Annotated in this window: 22 protein-coding genes; 6 read left to right on the top strand and 16 right to left on the bottom strand. The window is 36.7% G+C overall.

Going from position 1 to position 26,075, the window contains the following annotated elements; all coding sequences use genetic code 11:
• Window positions 1-35: 35 nt before the first annotated feature.
• The 6 genes from C7972_RS16760 to C7972_RS16785 all read right to left on the bottom strand — a co-directional run bounded on the left by C7972_RS16760 (window position 36) and on the right by C7972_RS16785 (window position 10,006).
• Complete coding sequence (locus tag C7972_RS16760) at window positions 36-3,005, bottom strand: beta-L-arabinofuranosidase domain-containing protein (RefSeq protein ID WP_309148930.1); 2,970 nt, start codon at window positions 3,003-3,005, stop codon at window positions 36-38.
• A 275-nt stretch (window positions 3,006-3,280) separates the two neighbouring features.
• On the bottom strand, window positions 3,281-4,900 hold the full coding sequence (locus C7972_RS16765) for a sodium:solute symporter (RefSeq protein ID WP_110357325.1): 1,620 nt from the start codon (window positions 4,898-4,900) through the stop codon (window positions 3,281-3,283).
• Window positions 4,901-4,908: 8 nt separating this feature from the next.
• The gene (locus C7972_RS16770) at window positions 4,909-6,090 is read right to left on the bottom strand and encodes an aldose epimerase family protein (RefSeq protein ID WP_110357326.1); all 1,182 of its coding nucleotides are present in this window, start codon (window positions 6,088-6,090) and stop codon (window positions 4,909-4,911) included.
• 12 nt (window positions 6,091-6,102) lie between these two features.
• Window positions 6,103-7,614: an L-arabinose isomerase gene (araA, locus tag C7972_RS16775; protein WP_110357327.1), complete on the bottom strand. Its 1,512-nt coding sequence runs from the start codon at window positions 7,612-7,614 to the stop codon at window positions 6,103-6,105.
• Window positions 7,615-7,629: 15 nt separating this feature from the next.
• Entirely contained in the window at window positions 7,630-8,331 is a 702-nt protein-coding gene (locus C7972_RS16780) for an L-ribulose-5-phosphate 4-epimerase (protein WP_110357328.1), read from the bottom strand.
• 1 nt (window position 8,332) lies between these two features.
• A complete protein-coding gene (locus C7972_RS16785) occupies window positions 8,333-10,006 on the bottom strand; it encodes a ribulokinase (protein ID WP_110357329.1) in 1,674 nt (557 codons plus the stop codon).
• Between the two features lie 338 nt (window positions 10,007-10,344).
• Here C7972_RS16785 and C7972_RS16790 point away from each other — a divergent pair, with 338 nt between their 5' ends.
• Entirely contained in the window at window positions 10,345-11,037 is a 693-nt protein-coding gene (locus C7972_RS16790) for an NUDIX domain-containing protein (protein ID WP_110357330.1), read from the top strand.
• Between the two features lie 54 nt (window positions 11,038-11,091).
• Here C7972_RS16790 and C7972_RS16795 read toward each other — a convergent pair whose 3' ends face one another.
• Window positions 11,092-11,457 (bottom strand): nuclear transport factor 2 family protein, encoded by a 366-nt coding sequence (locus tag C7972_RS16795; protein ID WP_181422922.1) that lies wholly within the window; start codon window positions 11,455-11,457, stop codon window positions 11,092-11,094.
• 606 nt (window positions 11,458-12,063) lie between these two features.
• Here C7972_RS16795 and C7972_RS16800 point away from each other — a divergent pair.
• The 4 genes from C7972_RS16800 to C7972_RS23690 all read left to right on the top strand — a co-directional run bounded on the left by C7972_RS16800 (window position 12,064) and on the right by C7972_RS23690 (window position 14,576).
• A complete protein-coding gene (locus C7972_RS16800; RefSeq protein ID WP_110357332.1) occupies window positions 12,064-12,534 on the top strand; it encodes an Hsp20/alpha crystallin family protein in 471 nt (156 codons plus the stop codon).
• 94 nt (window positions 12,535-12,628) lie between these two features.
• Entirely contained in the window at window positions 12,629-13,066 is a 438-nt protein-coding gene (locus C7972_RS16805) for an Hsp20/alpha crystallin family protein (protein WP_110357333.1), read from the top strand.
• A 469-nt stretch (window positions 13,067-13,535) separates the two neighbouring features.
• Window positions 13,536-13,973: a hypothetical protein gene (locus C7972_RS16810; protein WP_110357334.1), complete on the top strand. Its 438-nt coding sequence runs from the start codon at window positions 13,536-13,538 to the stop codon at window positions 13,971-13,973.
• Window positions 13,974-14,390: 417 nt separating this feature from the next.
• Window positions 14,391-14,576 (top strand): hypothetical protein, encoded by a 186-nt coding sequence (locus C7972_RS23690; protein ID WP_146216343.1) that lies wholly within the window; start codon window positions 14,391-14,393, stop codon window positions 14,574-14,576.
• A gap of 129 nt (window positions 14,577-14,705) precedes the next feature.
• On the opposite strand, the gene C7972_RS16820 is transcribed toward C7972_RS23690, so the two are convergent.
• The 3 genes from C7972_RS16820 to C7972_RS16835 all read right to left on the bottom strand — a co-directional run bounded on the left by C7972_RS16820 (window position 14,706) and on the right by C7972_RS16835 (window position 18,169).
• Window positions 14,706-15,245, bottom strand: coding sequence for a DUF4468 domain-containing protein (locus tag C7972_RS16820; protein WP_146216344.1), 540 nt, complete (start codon window positions 15,243-15,245; stop codon window positions 14,706-14,708).
• 16 nt (window positions 15,246-15,261) lie between these two features.
• Window positions 15,262-16,062, bottom strand: a complete 801-nt coding sequence (locus C7972_RS16825) for a hypothetical protein (protein ID WP_110357337.1) — start codon at window positions 16,060-16,062, stop codon at window positions 15,262-15,264.
• A 646-nt stretch (window positions 16,063-16,708) separates the two neighbouring features.
• Window positions 16,709-18,169, bottom strand: coding sequence for a serine hydrolase (locus tag C7972_RS16835; RefSeq protein ID WP_110357339.1), 1,461 nt, complete (start codon window positions 18,167-18,169; stop codon window positions 16,709-16,711).
• A 225-nt stretch (window positions 18,170-18,394) separates the two neighbouring features.
• Between C7972_RS16835 and C7972_RS24210 the strand changes: the two genes are divergently transcribed.
• Window positions 18,395-18,715, top strand: coding sequence for a transposase (locus C7972_RS24210; protein ID WP_309148931.1), 321 nt, complete (start codon window positions 18,395-18,397; stop codon window positions 18,713-18,715).
• Window positions 18,716-18,809: 94 nt separating this feature from the next.
• Here the strand turns inward: C7972_RS24210 and C7972_RS16845 are convergent, their stop codons facing one another.
• The 6 genes from C7972_RS16845 to map form a co-directional block, all read right to left on the bottom strand.
• The gene (locus C7972_RS16845; protein ID WP_110357341.1) at window positions 18,810-19,277 is read right to left on the bottom strand and encodes a DinB family protein; all 468 of its coding nucleotides are present in this window, start codon (window positions 19,275-19,277) and stop codon (window positions 18,810-18,812) included.
• 417 nt (window positions 19,278-19,694) lie between these two features.
• Window positions 19,695-22,034, bottom strand: coding sequence for a TonB-dependent receptor (locus C7972_RS16855; protein ID WP_110357343.1), 2,340 nt, complete (start codon window positions 22,032-22,034; stop codon window positions 19,695-19,697).
• Between the two features lie 139 nt (window positions 22,035-22,173).
• Window positions 22,174-23,262 (bottom strand): AraC family transcriptional regulator, encoded by a 1,089-nt coding sequence (locus C7972_RS16860; protein WP_110357344.1) that lies wholly within the window; start codon window positions 23,260-23,262, stop codon window positions 22,174-22,176.
• 198 nt (window positions 23,263-23,460) lie between these two features.
• Window positions 23,461-23,955: a VOC family protein gene (locus tag C7972_RS16865; RefSeq protein ID WP_110357345.1), complete on the bottom strand. Its 495-nt coding sequence runs from the start codon at window positions 23,953-23,955 to the stop codon at window positions 23,461-23,463.
• Between the two features lie 75 nt (window positions 23,956-24,030).
• The gene (locus C7972_RS16870; RefSeq protein WP_110357346.1) at window positions 24,031-24,846 is read right to left on the bottom strand and encodes a helix-turn-helix domain-containing protein; all 816 of its coding nucleotides are present in this window, start codon (window positions 24,844-24,846) and stop codon (window positions 24,031-24,033) included.
• A gap of 158 nt (window positions 24,847-25,004) precedes the next feature.
• Window positions 25,005-25,811 (bottom strand): type I methionyl aminopeptidase, encoded by an 807-nt coding sequence (gene map, locus C7972_RS16875; protein WP_110357347.1) that lies wholly within the window; start codon window positions 25,809-25,811, stop codon window positions 25,005-25,007.
• Window positions 25,812-26,075: the final 264 nt, after the last annotated feature.

The raw sequence follows: 26,075 nt of genomic DNA on the forward strand, positions 1-26,075 counted from the left end.
AATTGAAATCAACCTCTCATTACGTAAATTCCCAATTATTTAAGTATTACATCCAGATATACTGAATGCCGCCCATAAGTTTCATAAAAAGGTTTAAAATCCACTCCATCAATAGTAAATTCCAGTTTTCCCGATTTCTCCTTAATCGATCTACCAATATCTTTTGCATCCAATATTACCTTACGCCATTCCTTACTGGGACCAGACTCTTGGGCCGCCAATAAAACGGGGCCATAAAATAAACTGGCTATGTTTTCTTGATCCATAACTGGGTCCAAATGAAATTGAAATGGCATACTAAGTTCAATCCTGTCACCATCTTTCCAATGACCACCTAAAGAAAGGTAGCTTCCGGGGACAGCATTTGCCATTTGTTTCTTGTTATTTATTTTTACAAAAAATCCTTTGGTCGCCCATTTTGGCACACGAACTTTTATATCAAATTCTCCTCCCCCACGTATTGTCAATAGGGTTTGATCTTCATTAGGAAAATCGGTTGTTTGTTCTATAGTTACTTTTTTTTCGGTCCAACTTAAGGTTGAGGGCACAAATAGATTAACAAAGAGAGCCTTGTTATCCGAACTTCTAAAATAGATTGAATTCTGAAGCTTTGTGCTACTTTCAAGGGCCGTACCATTACAGCAGGTAAAGCCTTCCATATCAGGATTGCCAAACTTCTTGACCGAACCTGGTCTTAACGGAACATGATAGGTATTTGCTGGACTATCCTCTGCAACGGAGGCAAGAATATGGTTATATAGTCCACGCTCATAATAATCCATTAGCTCTGCTCGCTGATCAAAAAGAAAAAGATTTCTCGTTAATTTGAGCATATTATAGGTAGCGCAAGTTTCATTCTGCCCACCAGCCGATAACCCATTTTCATAAATCGTAGCCGGCTCACTGATAAAACATTCCGCGTTGGCAGGATTACGGGCCCCAGCTACCCCCCCAATACTATACATGTAACCATTAATGGTTTTATTCCAAAAATTATCCGCTATTCTATAATATTCAGGGACATTAGAATCCCTATACATTTCAAGAGCCCCCATCATTTGGGGTATATGCTGGTTGGCATGCAATCCGCGAAAGGTATCCACATTTTTAGCCAAACCATGTGAGTGTTCCGCATTCCCAAAGAAAACTTTAATGTTATCAAATGCCTGTGCCAGCTCTAAGTATTTATTTTCATTGGACATCCTATAAAGACGTGCCATAACTTCATTCATACCTCCAAACTCTCCTGCTATATAGGTATTCCACATACTGATAAGTGTTTCGGTCGTTAATCGACTCATACGTGTATGAACCCAACTTCCCACCCCTTTGGCAATTTCCAGTGCTTTTTCATTACCACTCACTTCGTATATATCAAGTAGTCCTGCTAAAATTTTGTGCAAGGTATAATAGGGAGCCCAGATTTTGGTATTCCCTGTGCCATAGGTAGCACCCTTTTCCAACATAATAAATTGATCGGGAGGATAAGCGCTTAGGTATCCCTTACCCCAATTCCAGTAATCTGTTCGGATACCTTCAACACTTAAGTCGGAATCAAAATCCATTTTACCCGGTCCAGGAGGTACCTTTGCAGGATCTGAAACATGTTCGCCTGAAGTTTCTATCGGTTGTCCGGACATCTGGGATAATTGGTAAAGGACATTGACCATGTACTTCATTTTTTCCGAGAAATTTTCTTGGAGTTCCTTGTTGTACCCTGTAGAGGCATAAGCTTGGGCAACAGCGGTGAGGTAATGTCCCGTAGCATGGCCCCGCAGTTTGGTTTCCTGGCTGTCCCAAACGCCCAATGGCTCAGCTCCTTCGGGTTGTTCCTGTCCAAAGGCGTTCCTAAACATATAAAGAAAATTATCGGGGTTTATTTGGGCAAGTTTTGTGATAAACTTATCCCGGTTTTCTATAAATTTTGTACGTTGCCCATGAACATTATTGTTTAGTGATACCTGATCAAGATCAAACACTTCCAGTTCCCGTTTGGGGGTAGCCGGTACTTTCCCGTCTTTCACGTTTACAATGGCCTTAGGCCTTATTTCTGAACCAGATATAATACCCTCAACGGTATATGTCCTGGGCGAGAGTACTTCGGTATTATCTTTTGGCGAGGGCCAAATTACCCTTACATTGCCCTTCTTGATCCCTTTGCTATAAATTCCCTTTACATAAGGTGGAAGCTGTGGGAGAAACCCGACTTGCGTTTCAACTTCAATATTTTCAACACTTTTCAAGTATTCATTATAAAGCTGAGGAGTCCCTTTAGGAAACATGGGGAGATCACCGTCAAGTTCAACCTTTGTACCTACAACGGCTTCATCATCCTCCAGTGCATTTTTATATATTCCCGCTATTTGCTTTTCACCCAAGGGAATTCTGTAGATTCTGAAATCGTGTACTTTCGCATTTAGGGAAGTGGCCTCGGAGCGTATTGATCTGCCTATGTAGAGCAAATTATTTTCACTTGAATTGGAATCGAAGAGCTGTTCCCATCCAAGGTTTATATCGTTCACCTTTTCAACAAGATTTCCATTGATGTATGTACTTAGAGACTTGGAGGGAGCATCAATAACAATTGCCAAATGATTCCATTTATCAACCTCCAAGGGAGGTTGCCCTGACAAATGGATATTTCCGTTTTCAGAAGCTATTTCAACCTGGTAAGCTTCTTTAGTTTCAATTCCCCTTGGTGCGACAAAAAAATGGGACTCATTGTTTCCAAAATCAAAAAAAAACTGACCGTTCTCCGAAGAACGTAGGTAGATCCATCCTGTAACGCTTATAGATTCCTGCTGTGCGATAGCTTCCCCTGGAATAGTAACAAAAGCTTTGGAATTTTTGGTTAAGGAAAGTACTTGTCCAAACTGATCATCATTAATAAAATGAACCCCGGAATCATCAATTTGACCGTGTAAATTATTCCTTGACCAGTCCTTTACATTACCATCAAATAAATAACGGACAATCAACGCTGTTTCGCCTATTCCGTCCAACATCTGATTACCAGTTTGGGCTACTAAAGTTGATGTAAACAACATTGGACAACTTAGTATTACTATAATAAATAATTTGTATGTTTTCATAACTAAATCCGTTTCTCCTATATTTAAAAATCTATAGTTATTGGGGTTTTATCCACAAAGTTTACGGCGTTCTTAAAATCCATCCCCAACCCTCCAATGCTTCCTTGTACATTTAGGCAAGCTTTGGAGAACCAAAACTTTCTTCGGAGATTAAGCACCCCATTCATAAAAACCAATGATAGATATTCCTACTTACCATTAAAAAATATCATCACCGCTATTACAATTAAAATGATCAAAATAGAAATAGCTATATCGACCCAGCTATAACTACTTTTATTATTATTCTTCTCCTCTTCCGTAATTGTGCCAAAAGTAAGATTCACTATCTGTTCCCTGTCCGGTGCTTTGGTAAGTAAACTTACCACAACCAGGAATATCAGACAGAACAAAAAGAACCATGCCCCGAAACTGAGAAAATTCATATCCCCTAAATAAAACAAAAAGCTATCCGGGTCTAAATTTTCTTTAATTAGTTCTAAGGCGATTCTAAAAAAGGCGACCACAATTCCCATAATCAAGGTTGCAAATGCCCCGGTAGCATTAATCCGCTTATAGAATATTCCCAAGATAAATACAGCGGTTATCGGAGGCGCAATATAAGCTTGTACACTTTGAAGATATTCGTATAAAACCCCTGATATATTGGCCATTATCGGAATCCATATAATCCCGACAATAACTACAAAGACCGTCGCAATCTGTCCTGTACGCACCAACTTCTTTTCAGGAGTATTGGGCTTTAATTTTTTATATATATCAACTGTAAACAAGGTTGAACAAGAGTTGAATACCGAGGCCAAGGAACTCATTAAAGCTGCCAACAATCCTGCAGCTACCAATCCACGTAATCCTGAAGGCAAAAGGTTACTCATTAATACAGGAAAAGCTTCATCCGGACTGTCCCAATGCAACTCTCCTCGCATTTTGAGGGTCAAGGCGATAATACCAGGAATCAGGAATAAAAAGACAGGCAATAATTTCAATAAAGCGCCAAAAATAGTTCCCCGTCTCCCTTCTTTGATATTTCTTGCCGTTAGTGTTCGTTGCACAATGTACTGATCTGTACACCAATACCAAATACCAACAATAGTACTGGTGATCAATAGGGACGGCCAAGGAAAATCAGGGTCGGTAGCTGGCCTCCACATATTAAAATATTCCGGCCCCAAGGTTTCTTGCATACTGCTCCAGCCACCAACTTTGTCCAAACCTATATAGGTTAGTACGGCTGCCCCTAAAATTAAAAGCACCGCTTGTAAAGTTTCCGTATAAACAACGGCCCGCATACCTCCCAATACGGTATAAATACCTGTTAGGATTACCGTTGCGATTGCTCCGGTCCAAAAATCAATCCCTAAAAGTGCTGCTACCACTACCCCTCCTGCATATATGGTAACGGAAATTTTTGTAAGCACGTAAGCAATTATAGAGAAAATGGACAATACCCATCTAGACCTAGCATCAAAACGCTTCTCTAAAAATTCCGGCATGGTAAACACGCCACTTCGTGCATAAAAGGGTAAGAATACCCAGCCCAAAATTAATACCACCCAGGCCTGTATTTCATAAATCAATAAAGGCAATTTATTACTGGCTCCTGTACCTGCAAGGCCCACCACATGTTCCGAGCCTATGTTGGAGGCAAAAATGGATGCTCCTACAACAAACCATCCTATATTTCTACCTGCCAAAAAATAGTCTTCGGTGTTCTCTTCCTTTTTTCGGATTACCCAAATGGCAATCCCTATAAGGACTAAAAAATATAAGGATATACTAATCCAGTCTAAGGTATCCAATGGTTGCATGTTGGTGGTTATTTTGTAGAAAATTTAAAAGTAGTTTTAGTGGTGTACCTATCTCCCGGTACCAAGGTTACGGATGGGAATTCCGGTTGGTTGGGTGAATCCGGATAGTGTTGTGTTTCCAAACAAAAACCCGAACGCAAGGCATATGTTCCGCCGTTGGGTGCCGGCAGAGTACCATCCAAAAAATTACCTGTATAAAATTGAATCCCCGGTTCCTCGGTAAGTACCTCCAAACTGCGGCCCGTTTCTGGATGATAAGCCTTGACCACCGACCTATAACCCGCACTTTGGCGGTTCAACACCCAACAATGGTCATATCCCCCGCCCAGCTGAAGTTGTTCATTCTCAGCATCAATATCTTTTCCTATCAACTTGGCCTTTCTGAAATCGAAGGGCGTACCTTCCACAGATGCCAACTCCCCGGTAGGAATCAAACCACTATCAACAGGAAGGAATTTATCCGCATCTATTTCCAATACATGGTCTAAAATTGTTCTTGAAAAATCACCTGAAAGATTAAAATAGGCATGTTGCGTTAAATTGACCACCGTTGTTTTATCGGTAACCGCTTCGTACAATACTTCCAAGCTATTATCCGTATTAAGAATATAGGTGACCGTAGTTGTTAAGTTGCCTGGAAAACCTTCCTCCATATCAGCACTCACATAGGTTAGTTTCAACTTTATGGAGTCATCGCTTTCTTCAATGGCAGCATCCCAAACCCTTTTATCAAATCCTTTTTCTCCCCCGTGAAGGCTATTTTCCCCATTATTTTGTGCCAAGGTATATTCTTCACCATCAAGACTAAACTTACCTTTGGCTATTCTATTTCCATATCTTCCTATAAGTGCCCCAAAAAAAGGATTGTCCTTTTCATATTGGGCCAGATTATTGAATCCCAACACTACATTTTTCATGTTTCCCTCACTATCCGGGGTTCGCAAAGAGGTGATTCTTCCGCCGTAGGTGATGATATCCACTTGGATTCCATCCCTATTTTCCAGGGTATATTTAGCTACATTTTCACCTTCGGCAGTAGTGCCAAAATCACTTTTTGTAATGCTTTGGGATTTTTCCATTTGTTCTGGTTCCAAATTTTCTCTTTTCGTTTTATTGTCCTTACAACCGTTATTTAGAACTAACAGAGTTCCAAATAAAAATATGGACAAAGGTGTTTTGAATGTTCTCATACTATCCGATTTTTACATTTTATGTTGAAATAAATGGTAATAGGCCTCATTGGCATTCAATTGGTCCTTGAACTGCCTTATGGTGGTATTCTTATCGATTACAACAAGTTCTACCCCAGCCATTTCCGCAAAGTCCTCGATGAATTCCGTTTTTACCGCTTGGCTATAAACGGTATGATGAGCGCCTCCAGCCAAAATCCAGGCCGTTGCCGCAATTTCCAAATCGGGTTTCGCATCCCATAGCACCCGTGCCACGGGTAATTTGGGTAATTCTCCCATTGGGGCTACCGCCTCCACTTCATTGACAATTAACCTAAATCGATTTCCTAAATCAACCAAGGATACATTAATTGCAGGGCCGGCCGGGGAATTGAAAACCAAACGCACTGGATCCTCCTTACCGCCGATACCCAACGGATGTACTTCGCAAGAGGGTTTTTTATCGGCTACGGACGGACAGATTTCCAACATATGCGATCCCATTACATATGCTTTCTGTGGCGTAAAATGATAGGTATAATCTTCCATGAACGATGTTCCGCCTTCCAAGTCAGAGGCCATTACTTTCATTGCCCTCAACAACGCGGCAGTCTTCCAGTCACCTTCCCCGCCAAAGCCATAACCATCGGCCATTAATCTTTGGGTGGCAATTCCAGGTAGCTGTTTCAACTCGCCAAGGTTTTCAAATGTATCGGTAAAAGCATTGAATCCGCCTTCTTCCAAAAAGGCACGTAAGCCCAATTCTATTTTTGCCGCATCGATGAGGGATTGGCGTTTGCTACCAGATTCCAATAATTCATCTGTTAAGTTGTACTCGGATTCATATTGGCTTACCAGGGTAGCTACTTCCTTATCTGAAAGCTTATCGATGATTTTGGTTACATCGGACGAATCATAACCGTTTACCGAAAAACCAAATCGCAATTGGGCTTCCACTTTATCCCCGTCGGTTACGGAGACTTCACGCATATTATCTCCAATTCGCGCCACCTTTAGATTCTGAAACTCGTTCCAACCTAAGGCGACCCTACTCCAGTTACCTACCTTTTCCTGAATTCTTCGCTCTCCCCAATGTCCAACAATTATTTTTCGCTTTTTACGCATCCGAGTCATCATGTGGCCAAATTCACGGTCGCCATGAGCGGATTGGTTCAAGTTCATAAAATCCATATCAATGGTTTCCCACGGAACTTCTGCATTAAATTGAGTGTGTAAATGGCACAAAGGCTTGGTAAGAATAGACAGACCATTGATCCACATTTTAGCCGGGGAAAAAGTATGCATCCAGGTAATGACCCCAATACACGCCTTATCGGCACTGGCCTGTTGGCAAACCTCCGCTATTTCATTGGGTGATTTTACCGTTGGTTTATATACAATTTGCACCGGTATATGGCCAGATGCATTAAATTCCTTTACAATGGTCCGTGAGTTCTTTGCTACTTGATCCAATGTTTCAGGTCCGTACAAATTCTGACTACCTGTCAAGAACCATATTTCCTTATCCTTCGTCTTTATACCCATAATAGTAATTGCAATTTATTGTCCGTAGTAGGCATTATTACCATGCTTACGTTCGTAATGTTTTTTAATTAAAGAATTTTTTAACCTTGGAGCATTTGGATTGATCTGTAAGGTTAAATATGCCATTTGGGCAACGGTCTCCAACACCTTGCTGTTATAAACGGCTTTTGCCGCTGTTTTCCCCCATGCAAACGGACCGTGGTTCCCAATAAGCACCATTTCCACTTCTTTAGCGGATAAACCACGTTCCTCAAAGCAATCCAATATCTGTATGCCCGTATTATGTTCGTAATCCCCTTCAATTAGACTATCCTTCATAGGCTGGGCACATGGAATATCGGCTGTAAGATGATCGGCATGTGTTGTCCCAAAAATAGGTATGTCCTGTTGGGCTTGTGCCCAGGCAACCGAATAGGTGGCATGGGTATGGGCTATTCCACCAATGTGGTCCCAGTTTTTATATAAATAGGCGTGTGTTTTTGTATCCGATGAAGGCCTTAAAGCCCCTTCCACAATAGAATTGTCATAATCTAGAACAACGATATCCTCTGGTTTCAACTTTTCATAGGGAATACCACTGGGCTTAATGGCAAATACCCCATTTGCTCTATCCACGGCACTTACATTACCAAAGGTATAGATGACCAGCCCAAGGTTGTTCAACTCTATATTGGCCTCATAGCATTCCTGTTTTAAATAACTGTATTTTGTATTCATTTCAATTCTTTTTTATGGTACTTTCCATATAGATTCCGAGGTTTTCATAGGATAATATTGATTTTTCAAATTCCTTGACCGCCTCCGGTTCCGGATAATATTCTGCCTCATAATCACTGCCCATATGGGCACTGGCTTCCATAACATTGGGATAAATACCCGAAGCTACGGCAGCATATATGGCAGCCCCCAAAGCAGGAGCCTGATCGGAGGCTGCCACTTTGATGGGCATGTTCATTACATTGGCCAAAGTCTGCATGATAAATGGCGATTTTCTTGCAACGCCACCAATGCCTACAACCGATTCTATTTTTATACCTTCCTCCTGAAACCGATCGGCAATTTTCTTGGAACCGAAACAAATTGCATTGATCAAGGCCTTAAAAATATGCGGAGCCTTTGAACCCAAGGACAAATGGGAAATGGCACTTTTCAAATTTTGGTCTGCATCCGGTGTTCTACGTCCATTGATCCAATCCAAGGCTGTTGGAATACTTTCCGATAGTGGAATGGCTTCGGCGGCATCAGAAAGTTTCTTGATAAAATCACTTTCTATTTCCCGTTGCAGATCTTCCTTTTGTTGATGCGAAATTATATCGGAAGTCATGATCAAATTGTCAATCGGCCAGGCCAGTACCTCTTTAAACCACGCCAATAAATCCCCGAAGGCAGACTGCCCAGCTTCAAGTCCAATAAAACCGGGAAGGACAGAACCATCAACCTGACCACAAATACCCCTAATAGTCTTTCCATTTACTTCGGAGTCCTTTGCTACTATAATATCACAGGTGGAAGTACCCATCACCCTCACAAGGGTATTTTCGTTAATTTTGGCACCCACAGCGCCGGCATGCGCGTCGAACGTTCCAACTGCGATTACCGTGTTTGTGGTTAAACCCAACCTTTCCGCCCATTCTTTACTTAAATTTCCAGCAATTTCATTGGAAGTGTATGTCTCATCATACAAGTTGGCACGTAATTCTGCCAAGTACGGATGTAAAAGCCCCAAAAATTCCTTAGGGGGCAAGCCTCCCCAGCTTTCATGCCACATAGCCTTGTGGCCGGCGGCACAACGACTGCGTTTAAAGGTTTTTAAATCCTTATTTTCAACGAGGATATAAGTCATTAAATCACAATGTTCCATCCAGGTGTATGCTTCCCTTTCAACTGCTACATCCTCTTCTACAACATGTGCTATCTTCGCCCAAAACCACTCCGATGAATATATTCCTCCTACATATTTTGTATAGTCCTCCCCTCCCCAGGTTGCTGCCAACCCGTTAATCTTTTCTGCTTCTGCTATGGCCGTATGATCTTTCCATAGGACCATCATGGCGTTAGGGTTCTCCTCAAAACCATCTACCAGGGCCAAAGGCGTACCATTCTTTGCTAGGGGCACCGGGGAAGAACCTGTCGTGTCAATACATATACCTTTAATTTCCGCTGGATTCACTTTGCTTTTTGTAACTACGGCGGATACTGTTTTTTCCAACCCTTCTATATGATCCAATGGGTGTTGCCGAAATTTATTTTGAGACGGTTCACAATATTTTTTTTCGCTCCACCTTGGGTACCAATATATTTCTGAAGCTATTTCATTTCCATTTGATGAATCTATTAGTACAGCCCTTACGGAATCTGTACCATAATCCAATCCAATTACATACCCTTTCATTTTTTGATTCAATTTTTTCGAAGTAAATATAATTATTTGACCGTTATAAAGTGTTATAAAAACACTTATTGTTAAGTTCCATTAAACCTCAGTATGGTAAACGAGTTGTTCTTTGGTAATATATTTACTTTTCCATTGGAATTTTATATTTGATCTACCAAAGGGCTGATGGTTCTTGGCAAATGACCGAATTCAAATCGGGCGGAGCCGTATTCGAAAGAATATATAATTTTCACTTACCCCTTTAATAATCAATAATTTAGCTTTTAAAGAATAACTAGTTTTTTTGATAAGGAATTATCCTAATCTTGTTAAATTTGCCCCACAAAAATTCAACAATGGTATTAAATCATTATAATAAAGAAGACAAGGTTCTATTAGCGGTTGATTGTATAATTTTTGGATTTGATAAAGAAAAATTAAAGATTCTATTAGTTCAGAGAGACTTTGAACCGGAAAAGGGAAATTGGTCCCTAATAGGAGGTTTTCTTAAAAAAGAAGAAGATTTGGACAAAGCGGCCACCAGGATACTAAATCATTTGACCGGTCTGAACAATATATATATGGAACAAGTATATTCCTTCTCCAAAGTGGATCGTGATCCTGCGGAAAGAACAATTTCTGTTGCCTATTATGCCCTCATCGATATCGCTTCCCATGACAAGGAGCTTTTAAAACAGAATCCCATACAATGGTTTAACCTAAAGGATGCACCTAAGTTAATTTTTGACCACGGCCGTATGGTAGAACGGGCAATGGCCAGGTTACGTAGAAGGGCATTAAACAAGCCCATAGGTTTTGAACTTTTGCCAAAAAAATTTACAATGCGCCAATTGCAAAAATTGTACGAAGCCATATTGGATACTAAGTTGGACAAACGAAACTTCATTAACAAGTTCAATTCCTTGGATATATTGGTTAAGTTGGATGAAAAAGATATGAAATCTTCCAAAAAAGGGGCATTCCTATTTCAATTCGATGAGGAAAAATACAATCGTAAAGTAGAGGATGGTTTTAATTTTAAGCTATAAACATTATAGTTCATTGACCCTTTAGGTTGGAATTGGGCTGAATATCCCGTTACATCATTCCATAGGATAATGATCAACATCTCCATATATCACTTTCCAGATCCCATCGCGTTTTTCCCATACAAAGGTGTTTGGCCCTTGGGATTGAGAAATTGTCCCATCTTTGGCAACAAGTGAATCGGTAAATATAAATGAAGAAATCGCGTGATTATTTCCTATAGGAATAATTCTTACATTTTTCCATTCCGAATCAAAGCTTTCCAAGGATGCCATGAAGGCTTTAGTGCCTTCCCTGACGTTATCATATGCAATATAATTTCCATCTGCCAACATGATGAATTCTGGCCATAATAAATCTACAACCCCATCGGAATTCAGAGTTGTATCGGCCATATGAAAAGCATCGACCCTACTTTTCACTTGTTCAATTAAGGCTACTGAATCAATCTCTTTGACTACTACTTTTTTGTTGCAACTTAGTGGTAACCATAGCAAACACCAAAGGACCTTTAAAAGAATTCGAAAATTCAACTTTTACCAATTTAATTAAATTTATCTACAACAAGGGTATAGGTGGAAGCTGTACTTAAATTCCTCCTATAGGTCTAATTTACTAAATCTTTTTTTATGGGGTCAATGCCATCCCCTTGGCATTGATACACTATTATGTTATTAAAGGGATCTCGCTGTGACAACGTTATAGGTTCCAAGCACCAAATCCTCATCCATAAAAATTGAGGGTGCCTTTTCACCAGAATCTTAAAAAATAATTCTCACTCATTAATTTAACCCCTTTGTTAGCACATGACATTCAAATATTTGATTATAAAAAATTGTCATTATCACGCAACTTCATTATGTCAAATCGACATGATTTTAAAACTTTATTAATAATTTCTTTCTGAATTTCTTAAATGAATTTTAAAAATTTATCAATGGAACAGGGCCCCCACATTTTGGCATTTTATTTGTCCGATATTTTTCAGATTATTTGAATTATTGTTTAACCTAAATTTTTTTGTAATTATGGGCAATCTAGTAACAACAAGAAAAAATGGCAGTAAGGTAAGCACAAATTCGAATGGCCTTAGCTATCCAACATGGTCCTCTTGGTTGGATGAAGCGTTCAATTGGGAACTACCTTCAGTTTTTACTACAAATTATAATTCCTTGCCCGAAGTAAATATCAGGGAGACCAAGGATGCCTATTTTGTAGATATGGCGGTACCAGGATTGAAAAAATCAGATTTCCGTATCAATTTGGATAATCAAGTGCTTTCCATTTGCACAGAAGTGGAAGAAAACAACGAACAGAAAGAAGACAACTTTATCCGTAGGGAGTTTGGCTATTCTTCTTTCAAGCGTTCGTTCTCACTACCAAAAACGATAAACGAGGATGATATCAATGCGAAGTATACCGATGGGGTATTGAGCATTCACCTGCCCAAAAATGAAGAGGCTATCCAAAACCCCGCCAGAACTATCAAGATTTCATAAGAGTCAAGTTTTAAAAGGCCGGTATTGCCGGCCTTTTAATTAATTCAATCGTGTTTACGTCATAATCGAATAGGAACTTTAAATTATCTTAAAAATGAAAGTATTTGGAAAAAAAATAGGAAAAGACCTTAAAATCCCACCGTTTATAGACAACTTTATCGGGAAACTTTTACCTAACAAAAACAAGGATAACGAAGAGCTGGTAACAATTCCATCGACCAATATCAGTGATGAAGAAAAAGCTTTTGAACTCTCGCTCGCTTTGCCGGGATTGGACAAGAACGATGTTAACATAGAAATAGAGAACGAGTGCATTATAGTAAGTGCCCACAAAGAACAGAGCAGAGAGGAAAAGCATAAAAACTGGGTGCGCACAGAGTTTGTAAGCAATTCGTTCTATAGAGCCTTCGGTCTACCTCCCAATGCAGACCCTCAAAAAGTACAGGCAAAAATGAAAAATGGCCGATTGGATATTAGGGTAGGAAAGGCGACAAGACCTGACCGAAAAAACAGGGTCATCGAAATCAATTAAATCCTAAACTATGAATTCCAATGTTATTGAGCGAATTAAAATATATTGGACGCTAATAATTTACAAAGTTGAATCAAAAACAAAAGTGCTGAAAAAATATGCCATACCCATGTTACCGAGTATTGTAAAATACTAGCCGTAGCAATACTATAATAAAACAAGTAAGAAGATGTCGGTAAGGTTGGAGAAATTATATCCCGATCTCCCAAGGGCAGTTGGAAAGAAAACCAGATGCGTATACGTATGGAGGCCATGCAAATACTATTTTGGATAGGTACCAACCGCTTATCGAGAAAGTAAAAGATACGATAAATTAAAATTAGTTGGAAGTTATATATAGAATTCCAAAATGGAATACCATGGGATTCTTATTTGGTGCTTATCAGTAGGTCTTGGTCCATATCCTAAATTACAAATCGAACTTGTAGCAAATTGACCAAAATCCGAAAAAAATTATAAGTGTATAATTATGATAAAAAATGTTCCAATCTCACAGCCCAAGTACCTAGTTTTAGCCATGCTCATATGTGCGTTTTCCAATTTAAGGGGACAAACCATGTACGCCTTGAAAATAGATGGAAACATCCGTCTAGAGGCCAAGAAAATTACAGCTCAATATCAGCCACGCCTTGTAATGGGTGTTGACCAAGCCTTGGAGTTTCAATCAACAGTGGCCAGGTATTTGGTAAAAAAGCAGGCAGTTGAGCAGGATTCCAATTTATCGCCCAAGGCGAAATATGACTTGTTAAAACGCCTATCAAGTCTGGAGACTTCAGAAATGATCAATGTTCTAGAACCGTATCGTTGGAAAGAGTATATTCGAATTAAGGCACAGTTCCAACCCATACCCGAACCATTCGATTACGCGGGAAATGAGATTGCTCGGGAGCAAGTTGGAATAGATTGATTGTGTGATGATATCACAATATCTACATACCGTAATATTTTAGTTCCCCATTCACATCATTTATTATTAGCATAAAAAGCTACTTAATTATGTTGGGTGCGATTTTAATCCATATATCACATAAAATGAAATTATGAAGTATGTTCGTTACGGTATATGGTTGACCATAGTTAGAGATTTACCTTTACACTAAATCGATCTCCAATCTTGTTATTTAATTCATACGTAGGTCCAAATTAGTCAAGCTTTATGTGGACTTATGATACTATCCGTTTACATTGAAACACTATTTGATATCATTTCATCTATAAGGTTATCAAAAAAAAGTGAGCCTTTTATAAACAAAAAAAACCAATCTCTCGGAAGCCCTTTGTTTATTGGTGATAGCAGAAGGATTAGCTGCGGTGATCCTATCTTATGATTATAGCCAACGATGCCGGTATTGAAGAACACTTCACCACCTATACCATACGCCATTCCTCGACCATCATCGCGAAGTTTATGGGGATATCCACGGAGGTGATCAGTGAAGGGTTATCTAATAGACAGGCCAAAGAATTACATCTAGAGTATTTGAGTGTGCACTGCGAGAATAGAGGCTGAAGAGTGAAGCTCCCCATTCATCACCACAATATCAACATTATGGGCTTAAAAAATTTTTCAATTTAAGGTCCCGATAATAATCGGGATGGACTTGGTCTTTTTAAAGGATACGTTATTGTAGTCAGCATTTTACCAACCATCATTTTTGTCGGTTTTTCCAGATAAATAATTAAAAAGTGAAAGGTTGAATCTATTCAGAATATTCAATGTTTCATTAAGCCATGGCTGATAAATCTCTTTGTGAAGGTCAATTATTTTCTGCGATTTCCCATATTTAGGGTCTGGAGTCAATAATTCGATTGAATTTACAACAGTTTTCCCATTTTTTTCATCAGCATGATTAGTTTTTGTTAAAGTAGTTCTGTACCTATTGTCTTTGAAGTCAATCTCAATTGTATAAACCATATCATCCGTTCCTCTTACCTCCTCTGTACCTGAAATTCGAATAAACTCTCCTTCAATTTTGCTGGCTATAACTTCATCAGGGTAATTGTAATTAAGTTTGATCCATTTTAAGGTGTTGTTATAAAGTTCCATACTTGTACCATTGACTTCAGTGACAAATGGATTTGGACTAATTTCACCAACTTCATCAAAAATATAAGTAGTTTGCGCAAATGACATAGAGATTATCATGCAACAGGCTAGGTTTGAAATTGTTCTTTTCATTATATATTTATTTGATTTAAAACAGTTTATCGTTAACAATTGTAATATTAATTAAAAGTAATGCAATCATAAAAATAACTACACCAATAAAAATTAAAATTCCTGAAAAGGTTTTGTTTGAACTGTGTTTTTGTGCTTTTCCAAAATCATCAAACCCTACAACTCCACCAGATGTTGTATTTTCAAATTCATATTTTAATAATCTTTTTCTCCAATTATAACCGCGAATTGTTAAAATAACTCCAAAAATTAGAAATGAAAACATTACTATCCAAAAGAAACCATGTGCTATAATGTTATTAAAAATAGCATTTGACTTTTCTTTTTGTTTCTTTGCATTAGTGTCTTTTAATTTTTTGTTGTGTTGTTCTCTTCGAGAAAATACATTGTTGTATTGGTTTTTAGCTCTTTCATTAAATAAAGTATTTATAATATTTTTTTGAAACTCCTCATTATTTGAAAAATTGCTTATCGTTGCATCCCAATCTTTAGCATTTTCATCTAGCTCTAAAGATTTAATTTCGTTACTATATCTTTGACGAACCTCTTTGTAAAAAGTATTATATTCTTCATTCTGTTTCTTTTTTGCTGCCATAAGAACATTGTCTTCCAGCTCTTCAAAATCACTCATTCGATATAGTGCGATTCTAGACAAATGTGATAATGTAGCACACTGTAGAATGTAGGTTTCCGCTTTATCTTTGCCTTTTACTTGGTTTAAAACCTTTTGAGCAGTTGGCATATCAAAGAATTTGGGGTTATTTTGACTAAATAATTGAAAAGTCAAAAAAAACAATAAAAAAAATAAATTTTTCATATGGTTAACTAATTTAGTCATATTCAACTGCAACATTTGGATATAGTCATTGACTATATATCTTTGATATGCCTAATTTAGTAAATCTTTTTATTGGTCTGATTATTTATTTAGTGGCCTATAATCCTAACTTACCCCGTCTTTTTTTTGTGGGGTCTGGCTATCGTTCATTTGCATAATTTCATGGAACTAAAGAAAAACAATTCTATGGGAAGTTGGTTGTGGGTAACCGTAGTTTGGGATTTTTCTAGTTTCTATTTTTTATTATTGCACAATTGGTCCGAAATGCATGGCACATTAAACTAAGGTATCAACCAAGACAAAGAAGAAAGAATATCGAGCTGTAGGCCTACAAATTGGGACTGTCACAGGCCAACAAGGCAATGCAGCTATCGGCCATTGCCTACAACATCAAAAAATACCTGAAATTCTCGGGAAAAGGTACAAAAAGTGGAGCGGGAAGCATAGTTCTGCACAATTGTATGGAAAATGTACTCCATAAGTCTATTTGCTTCCTTTTTGGCACTATAAAAATGAGTGGCAACGCGTTCGTTTAAAAAACAAAACGGCCCTAAAAGGCCGCTTACGGCATCGATATTTTATAAATTATAGGGTTGTGCAACAGTTACTATTGTTAGGCATAGTTTTATTCACTCAATTCTTTGATCATTTTCTTTGAAAAATCAATATGACGTTGTTCATCACTGGTTGCTACCTCAATCACTTTTTTGAAATATTCAATGGCCTTTTCATTATTTCCATATTTTTTGTAATACTGAGCTAATCCAATATATCCGTCAAAGTTTTGGGGAAATTCCATTTTTACGAAAGTAAAAACATTAAAAGCATCTTCTTTTTCATCTTTTCGTAGGTAGCTAAAGCCTAAACGGGTCAAATCTTCTGTATCGACTTTGTAGTTGTCCTTACTTACGATGAGGGTATCATAGTATGTTTTTATTTCCCCACTTCCATTATTGGTGATCTCCTTTTCGATCATCACATCAATAGGTATAGGTAGTTGTCCATCGGAATATAAGCTTGCCAGAAAAGCAGCTGTACGCCGTAATCCTCCAAAATCCACGCTATTTGTAAAAATAACTACGCTTAGTTTCTCCGAAGGGATTCTCAATGAAATGTTTATAAAACCGGTAGTACTACCACTATGCCTTAAATATTTTTTGCCGTTTTCCATTTCAATAAACCATCCAAATCCATAGCCATTTCCCTCAGTTTTTTCGTTTTCGTCCCAACTGGAAAATGCATCGTTAAGCAAGTCCGATGAAATAAGGGTTTCATCATATAAACTGTTGTCCCACTTAGCATAATCGCTTACGGAGGAATAAACTCCGCCATCGCCTTGTATGGCCGACCAAATGTTCTGGTCTATATTTATGTATTTGTTGAGGGAATCATTGAATGTATAACCAAAAGCACGATTTTTAATGGGTGCGCCTTTCACATATATCGTGCTGTTGGTCATTCCAGTTTTCTCAAAAATTTCTTCTTCCATAAATCTTTTAAACGTTTTTCCTGTAACCCGTTCAATAATCATGGCCAACACGGCATAACCGGAATTACTATATTTAAATTGTGTATTCGCAGGAAACAAAAGACTGTCCTGCGCTATTAGAAGGTTGAGCACTTCGTTATCCACAAGTGGTTTTTCAGAATCCCTTGGATATAATTTGGAATAATCCTGCAGCCCTGACCTATGCGTCAGTAAATTTTTTATTGTGATTTCTTTTCCATAGTCAGGAAATTCAGGAATTACTTGGGTCAATTTAGTGTCGAAATTTAATTCGCCTTGGTTTATTAAAATTAAAATTCCCATGGCGGTAAACTGTTTGGTTACCGATGCAAGTCTATAATTCGTTTCACAATTCGCCCGGATTTTATTTTCCAAATCGGCATATCCAAAACTTTGACAGTCTTCTATTTTGCCATCTTTTATAACAGCGAAACTCGCGCTTGGCCTTTCACTTATGTAATTTCGGAACACAAAATTTATTAAGTCTTGGTTGGTCTCCCTTTTTTTTACTAATTCTTCCGTAGGCTTACATCCACTAATGATGAATAAAAAGACTACTATTAAATATGTGTATTTCATTTTTTCAAATGTTCGTTAAGATACATGGTTTGTAAAAGTTATATATTGACCTTTACTCTAAATTGGTTTCCAATCTTGTAGCCTGTTCTTTATTTCTTAAATGTTTTTCATCAAAGTATCCTAAAAATACGTTTCTATAATTTACCCTCCAAATGCCATTGCCCAATTACTCCATTCCAACATATTTACCTTTCAAAGCAGCTGTGATATATACCCTATAATAGAATTTCCATAGAACGGGTGAACAGTCCGCAGGGAAGGTACATGAAGAGCAAGAACCAGAGTACGGTGGAGCCCGTCTTCAGGACCCTGACCCAGTGCATGGGGCAGAGGAAGATAAACACCTTGGGACTGTCACAGGCCAACAAGGCAATGCAGCTATCGGCCATTGCCTACAACCTCAAAAAATACCTGAAATTCTCGGGAAAACGCTCCAAAAGTGGAGCGGGAAGCATAGTTCTGCACAATTGTATGGAAAATGTACTCCATAAGTCTATATGCTTCCTTTTTGGCACTATAAAAATGAGCGGCAACACCTTAGTTTAAAAAACAAAACGGCCCTAAAAGGCCGCTTATAGCATCGATATTTTATTAATTATAGGGTTGTGCAACAGTTACCATTGTTGGCAGTAGTGTTTTTTTAGTCCCATATTTCTGGTCTATCAATTTTCATTGCTCTTAAATACGACAGGAATTGTCCTGCGTGAACAGATTCGTGATATCCAATCCGTAACAAATATTTTGCAAGGATTATCTTGTCTCCATTTCCAGGATGAACGATTTCGGTTTCGTTTAATTCCTTATCAGAAAAATGTCGAATACTTTCTAAAAATGTTTCTCTAAAAGGCTCAGCAAATTCAAGTTCATCTTTTAGGTTTTTGAATGGTCGGTTTTCCCAGGGTGTTTTATAATTTGACATATCTCCTTGATTAATAATAATATTCCAGCCATAATCAGCCTCCAAAACGTGTCTTATCATTTCTGACGCACTCATTGCTTTTCCGTCAGGTTTCCAATTATAATACTTCTCAGATAGTCCAATCCAAAGTTTTATACTTCTTCTCCTTATTTCTGTGAAATTTAAAATTATGAGTTCAGATTGGTTCATTTTATTTTTATCGAGAATGTAGTTTTACATTACAGTTCAACAATTGGATATTGTTATTAACTATATTTCCTTTTATAGGCCCAATTTAGTAAATCTTTTTGTTGGCCTAGTTATTTATTTAGGGACTTATAAACCTTACTTACCCCTACCCTATTTTTGTCGGTTCCAACCTTCATTGGATTTTCTGAAATATGTATATAAAGAAAATTAATTCCTGGAATTGGAAGTTGCGGGAAACCGTAAATGTATACTACAATTGTGTCCTTAGTGTATAATCGATAATAAATCATTTTACAAAGATTTGTCTTGCGGGCTAATATTTATCTAGGAATTAAAATTACATGCGGTGGGAAGATTTTTGAATATAGCCGTGAACTAGGTATTAGTTTTATTCTAAGTTGTACACAACCTTTATTTTTAGAATGATATTTTGTAGCTAATATTCGGTATCATTAATGCTTCTCTGAATTCCTCCACTTTATTGGTATTAATATTGTATCTATGACCTTGAAAGTCTTTGTAGTTTGTTGCATTGAGTATTTTTAATGATAATTGTTGTGTGGATTTCTTTTTATACCATTCATAATTGATAGTAAAATGAGAAATAATAGATGTCTTTGATTGCTCGGTAAAAGGTGTAGTTTCATTGTAAACAACATCTTGCTCCATAAATGAAGCAATTGGATCAATTTTTGAATATCTGTCACCGCCTTGAAGGCTTAATTTTAAATTTATTCCAAGTAAACTTTGCCTTTTCTTACCAATTCTAAATTCTTTTCCGACTAGAGTGTTAAGGAGATAATTTTTATTAAATCTGGTATTGTACCAAATATTAGTATCTGTTTTATATTCTGAATTGAACATAGAACCGGAAAGCAAATAATAAAATCCATTATTTATATATTGCTCTAAAGTTAAATCAAGCCCATAATTTTTACCTTTTCCATTATTTGCATAGATATCATTGATAAACCAATCATTTTGTAAATTAATAAGTGATTCCGTACTGTTTTTTATTACTGGAATATTAAATAGATATTGAAAATAGGGTTCTATTTTTAAATGTAACTTTTCATTAATATTCCAATCATAAGCCATTACGAAATGATGTGCTTTTGAAAAATCTAAATTTCTGTTGGCTTGGTTGGACCTGGAATTGACGGTATTGGCAAGGTAAATGTTTAACGGTTCCATTCTACTGTGTAATCCATATCCTAAACTTATTTCATTATTATCGTTCAGTTGATAATTTAGTCCTAAACGAGGTTCAAGAGCAAAGCTGTTATTCAATGTAAACAGTTGAGAATTTAGGCCAATATTTAGTTGCCATTTTTTTAATGAAATAGAGGAACTTGAAAATGCTGATACTAAAGAGCTAAAACCATCTTCGTCAACTAATGAATTTAGACCATTTTCAGGTTCTCCTTGATTTTCTTTTAGATTTAGGTCATATCCTAAACCCCTTACCATGATCCCTGTTTTATTAGTGTGTGTTGAGTTGAATTTTTTATTTATGAAAGACTTGAAAGTAATATTGTAGTTTTTATTGTTTATTTCATTCTCAGGTTGTAATTGAGAGGTATCGTCTAACCTATCTGTTTTTAAATCGATTCCATTGGCAGATATTGATAATGTAGAGTTCAAGTATGCTGAATTTTCAAAAACAAGCCTGTGATTTATACCAACAGCTCCCATATACTGTTTTACATCTTGCTTTTCAATATCCTGATAATAAATTTGTTTGTCAGTTTCAGTTTCCGGTTTTGAACCAGACTTGTCTATTAATCCAATTCCCCAAACAGAGAATATTCCATGTTTTTTAGTAGGTAGCGTTAATTTAAAAGATAAATCTTGATAATTTGTGCCATCGGCATCATCTGGCAACAATGATGAAACAAGACCTAATGTTGAATATCTATAATTTATGAGATATGAAGCGTTGTTTTTTTTGCTTATAGGTCCTTCAGATGCAAAGTCTATTCCAATGGCTCCAATTTCAAAACTATGTTCAAGTTCTGAGCTATTACCTTTTCGCATTCTTATATCGAAAACACCGGACAATGCATTATTGTATTCAGCAGGAAAAGCTCCCGTAAAAAAATCGGAATTGGCTAACAAATTACTGCTCAAAGCTGTTAATCCTCCCCCACCAAAAGATCCTAAATCAGCAAAATGATTTGGGTTGGAAACTTCCACACCTTCAATTTTCCATTGTAAATATTTTGGGGCATTCCCTCTAATCACAATGGCATTGTTGCCAACACTACTTGCTACCCCAGGAAAGGAAGAAGCTAAACGTGCAGGGTCATCAAATCCCCCTGCATACCTATTGGCTTCTTCTACACTCAGCATACGTGTACTCACTGAAGCCATTTCATTAAGTGGTTTAGCTTTAACAAGCTTTGGTTTAAGAACAACTTCGTTTAGAGCGAATGCGCTTTCTGTTAGGGCTATGGATAAAACGACTTCTTTAGCAGATGTAACCATAACTTCAGGCATTATAATAGGTTCGTAACCCAAGTAAGAAATCTGTAAATCATATCTGCCAATAGGAACATTATTAAGAATAAAATTACCTTCCATATCAGAGGTGGCACCTATAATCGGATCAGTACCGATTATTGTTATTGTAGCAAAAGGTATAGTTTCTTTGGATGAATTATCGATTACTGAACCTTTAATATTTTGTGTTATATCTTGTGCGTTTATAATGGATAATGAAAGCGAAAATACTAGTAGTAAGATAATTCTAGTCATAATTAAATTGTAGTTAAAGTTAGCTACAAAATTAGATTAGAATGTTCGTCCCTATGTTCGAAGTTATATAACTGAACTTGTTTTTGATACTTTGTAAGTACTTGAAAATAAGTGTGTAACAAAATGTTGGAGTTCGATTTTATAAAGCTGCACCATTTTTTTTAAACTCTGAAGGAGTTTGTCCGCTAATCTTTTTGAAGGTGGTATTAAACGAAGTTTTTGAATTAAAGCCCGATTCAAAGGCAATGCCAAGTATGGTCAAATGTTCATTTTCCTTATCCAAAAGCAATTCTTTTACTTTTTGAACTCTATACCTATTAACAAACCAAAAAAAACTTTCTTCAAACGCAGCATTAATTAAATAGGAAAGCTGATGCGGTGTAAAATTCATTAATTCAGCTAATTGTGCAAGAGATAATTCAGAATCTAAATAAGGTTTCTGATCATCCATTAGTTTTATAAGATGCTCTTTTTGAGATTCTAATTCGTCATCAGATATTAATTTTCTCTTATTTATTTCTGTTTGTTCTTCAGATGAAATAATAAGGTTACGTTCATTTTCATCCAATAAGAAAATCTCTTTTTGTTTAAGTGAATTATATGCAATAAAGTATACAATGGATAACGATACAATATTTGCAAACAAGTTTAAATCTGCTTCAACAAATAATAAATTATAGATGCCAATAAAAGCAACTAGAGCGAAAATTGCAAGAATGATTAACTCCAACCATTTGAGATCGATTTGAAACGTATTTGATGAAAACAATCGAATTCTCTGTTTGTGCTTTTGAATTTTGATATATGACAAGATTATAAAATAAAATGCCTGAATAATTACCAAGGCATTTAAGATTAATGAAAGGTTGGCGTTGTCACTGTAAAATTGGTTGACCATTAAAAGAATTAGTAGTATTATTGGGAAAAGAATATGAATAAAATCCTTTTTTCCATATCTGAAATTTGGGTTAGCGTAATACGCTATACTATAATAAAATACAACGGGGGTTAAAAACTGAAAAAAACGAATAGGTAGCCAAAATAGGCTACTCTGAATATCTAAACGTATCAAAACAAAAATTTCTTCGAGCCAAAAAGAAGACCAAAAAAATAAAACCAATCCAAACCAAAAATTCGCCTTTTTATTGACATTTACTGGGTTCGAGATTAATAAAAATGAGAGTAATAAAAGCGACCCAAATAATAAAATTACGACAAGAGTATTCATTAAATTGTGTTAGGTGGTTTTTTGTTATTAAGTTGATTCCAATTCCCCTATTTGGTTTATGTTTCACTCAACGGTACCGCGTAAAGCTGTAGCGGCTTAAACGTGTAGCAATATACCTAATTAAACACAAAAACGGATCGAGTTTGCACTCGAACCGCTATTGCTTTTATTTATTGTTGTGCGTTCGCTTTTCTACTCTTAATTTGGGGAATTTAGTCCAAGTTTATTTCCTTCTGTATCCGTGAACAAAGCAAAAAATCCATTTCCATCTGCGTGAGAGGTTTTTGGAATTATGATTTTTCCACCATTTTCATTAACCTTGTCAAGAATATGTTGAAGATTATCACCGCCATTTAGATAAATGGTTACCCCATCTGCTGAAGGTCTGTACCCTTCGCTGTTCACTATAACTCCTGTAACCATTTGTCCATCATACGGGAATATTCCCATTTCCATTCCTGGCATTTCCATTTTTTCAATTTTAATGTCTAAAATTGTTTGATAAAAATTGATTGCTCGTGAAATATCCGTTGCAGGAATTTCAAAAAGTGAAATAAAACTTTTCATATTCTTGTCTTTATCGATTGTTGTATCTTTATTTGGGATTGTTTCGGTAGCAGAAGTCCCTTTATTTTTACAGGATACACCGCCAAAAGTCAAAGAAATAATGGAGATAAGTATAAGGTCTTTCATTTTCCGTTTGTTGTTGACGGAACAAAAATAGCAGTAGAAAACCCTTTGAAATTGTAAAAATGCGACACCCTCATACTATTTATAAAAAAGGGCGGAAAGAGCTAAATTTTCGTGCTTGATAAACTCTTTGGGGTTTATTCCAGTAAATTCCTTAAAGTCCTTTATGAAGTGTGCTTGGTCAAAGTATTCACTTTTATGGGCAATATCGGTAAGGTTTTCTGATTTTTGGTCAAGCAACATTTTTAAAGCGGTTTGTAATCGAATTACCTTTCCCAATTGTTTAGGGCTTACCCCAATTTGCCTTTTGAAGTTTCTTTCGAGTTGTCTTCGCTTAGACAAATCGTCTTTAAGGATTGAATTTATTGAAGCACTTCCGTTTGTGAATAGAAGGGAATCAACGGTGTTTTTTACAATTTTATTAATCGTTTTTTCGTCATTAAGCTTATCCAAAAGAAATTTTTCAATAATACTTATTCGTTCTTCCGTATTTTCCGCATTGATTATTTTTTGCTCCAAATCATCTGCGGTGTCTAGTCCAAAAAGTTGGCTTATGGGTGTTTCCTTATTCGCCAAATTGCTAATTGGTACAGAAACAAAATTTGCAAATCCATATGGATAAAATCGGACAGCGAATGTTTTAACAAACCCTGTTGGCTTAATGTAAAAAGGTTCAATGGTTTGTCCGAGTACCATAGCACGAGGCTGAAGTATAAATTCATTTTCGGATGTGTATCTTTTTATGTCATCACCAAGAATAAACGCCATTTCAATACAACCATCAGGAACAATCCGTTGTTTTTGCGTATCAGATTGTTTAGGCACTTCCAAAGTCCAATAGCAACTAACAAGTGATTTTAAGTCAATCTGTGGTTCGTATGTTTGGTAGTCCATTATATTTTTCTAAGTCGCTTTTTTCGAGTGTTCGTTAAGATTTATAGTTTACTAAATTATGGTTCATAATTCTTAAGAAAACTAATTAGCTTTAAATTCTATTTTATTTGGACTCGAACTTTTTCATCTTATATGTCTGAAATATTTATCAGGATGAACTAGTGCTTTTCACCGGGTACGGTGTTATTGTAGCCACTTATACAATTCCAGATTTCATTACATTCTGTTAAAACTACTGGAGTTCTATCAGTGATTAATATTGTATGTTCGTGTTGGGCTACATATCCGCCCCTGTTTCCTACTAAGGTCCAACCATCGTTCAACTCTATAGCAACTGTAGAGTTTGTAGAAACGAAAGTTTCTATTGCTACTGTGGTGTTTTTCTTAAATCGTTCTCTATTAGTTCTGACCCTATAGTTTAAAATGTTTTCTGGTTCTTCGTGTAAATTTCTACCAACTCCGTGACCAGCCAAATTTTTAATTACTTTAAAACCTGATTTTTTAGCTTCTGTTTCTATTAAATATCCAATTTCAGAAATTTTCACTCCTCCTTTGATATTGCCTATTGCTTTTCGTAAAATATTTTTAGAAGCATTTACAAGAGGTTGGTGATTATGAATGTCTTTTCCAATTACAAAGGAACCGCCATTATCCGACCAAAAACCACTTAATTCAGCAGACACGTCAATATTGATCAAATCTCCTTCTTTCAATATTCTTTTCTCGGATGGTATTCCGTGAGCCGCTTCTTCGTTTACACTTATACAGGAATAGCCGGGGAACCCATAGGTTTCGTATGGTGCGGATTTTGCTCCATAGCTCTTTAAAATTTCGCCTCCATATTCGTCCAATTCTTTAGTCGACATTCCCACTTTAGCATATTCCCTCATCAATTTTAGTGTAGTCCCGACAACTTCACTAACTCTTTTCATTCCTATTAATTCAGATTCCTTGGTTATTGACATTTTGTATTCGTTTTAATTGGCTACGACAAATGGATATAGTCATTGACTATATTACTTTTATAGATCTAATTTAACAAATCTTTTTTGTTGGCCTAGTTATTAATTAGATGGTTTATAGCTCTGCTGACCCCTACCCTTTTTTTGTCAATTCTGACCTTCATTGGCTTGTTTAAAATATACATATAAAGAAAATCAATTCCTGGAATTTGAAGATGCGGGTAACCGTAAATGTGGTACTACGAGTGATATCTTCGGTATTTGAGT

The organism is Arenibacter sp. ARW7G5Y1, from assembly GCF_003201775.1.
GTDB lineage: Bacteria > Bacteroidota > Bacteroidia > Flavobacteriales > Flavobacteriaceae > Arenibacter.

Bases quoted from the DNA above. Each gene is read 5' to 3' on its own strand.
- C7972_RS16770 (WP_110357326.1), bottom strand. From the start codon at position 6,090: ATGAGAACATTCAAAACACCTTTGTCCATATTTTTATTTGGAACTCTG.
- C7972_RS16845 (WP_110357341.1), bottom strand. From the start codon at position 19,277: ATGAACCAATCTGAACTCATAATTTTAAATTTCACAGAAATAAGGAGA.
- C7972_RS16790 (WP_110357330.1), top strand. From the start codon at position 10,345: ATGGTATTAAATCATTATAATAAAGAAGACAAGGTTCTATTAGCGGTT.
- C7972_RS16855 (WP_110357343.1), bottom strand. From the start codon at position 22,034: ATGACTAGAATTATCTTACTACTAGTATTTTCGCTTTCATTATCCATT.
- araA (WP_110357327.1), bottom strand. From the start codon at position 7,614: ATGGGTATAAAGACGAAGGATAAGGAAATATGGTTCTTGACAGGTAGT.
- C7972_RS16765 (WP_110357325.1), bottom strand. From the start codon at position 4,900: ATGCAACCATTGGATACCTTAGACTGGATTAGTATATCCTTATATTTT.
- C7972_RS16805 (WP_110357333.1), top strand. From the start codon at position 12,629: ATGAAAGTATTTGGAAAAAAAATAGGAAAAGACCTTAAAATCCCACCG.
- C7972_RS16860 (WP_110357344.1), bottom strand. From the start codon at position 23,262: ATGAATACTCTTGTCGTAATTTTATTATTTGGGTCGCTTTTATTACTC.
- C7972_RS23690 (WP_146216343.1), top strand. From the start codon at position 14,391: ATGATTATAGCCAACGATGCCGGTATTGAAGAACACTTCACCACCTAT.
- C7972_RS16870 (WP_110357346.1), bottom strand. From the start codon at position 24,846: ATGGACTACCAAACATACGAACCACAGATTGACTTAAAATCACTTGTT.
- C7972_RS16785 (WP_110357329.1), bottom strand. From the start codon at position 10,006: ATGAAAGGGTATGTAATTGGATTGGATTATGGTACAGATTCCGTAAGG.
- C7972_RS16780 (WP_110357328.1), bottom strand. From the start codon at position 8,331: ATGAATACAAAATACAGTTATTTAAAACAGGAATGCTATGAGGCCAAT.
- C7972_RS16835 (WP_110357339.1), bottom strand. From the start codon at position 18,169: ATGAAATACACATATTTAATAGTAGTCTTTTTATTCATCATTAGTGGA.
- C7972_RS16820 (WP_146216344.1), bottom strand. From the start codon at position 15,245: ATGAAAAGAACAATTTCAAACCTAGCCTGTTGCATGATAATCTCTATG.
- C7972_RS16810 (WP_110357334.1), top strand. From the start codon at position 13,536: ATGATAAAAAATGTTCCAATCTCACAGCCCAAGTACCTAGTTTTAGCC.
- C7972_RS16760 (WP_309148930.1), bottom strand. From the start codon at position 3,005: ATGTTGGACGGAATAGGCGAAACAGCGTTGATTGTCCGTTATTTATTT.
- map (WP_110357347.1), bottom strand. From the start codon at position 25,811: ATGTCAATAACCAAGGAATCTGAATTAATAGGAATGAAAAGAGTTAGT.
- C7972_RS16825 (WP_110357337.1), bottom strand. From the start codon at position 16,062: ATGAAAAATTTATTTTTTTTATTGTTTTTTTTGACTTTTCAATTATTT.
- C7972_RS16865 (WP_110357345.1), bottom strand. From the start codon at position 23,955: ATGAAAGACCTTATACTTATCTCCATTATTTCTTTGACTTTTGGCGGT.
- C7972_RS16800 (WP_110357332.1), top strand. From the start codon at position 12,064: ATGGGCAATCTAGTAACAACAAGAAAAAATGGCAGTAAGGTAAGCACA.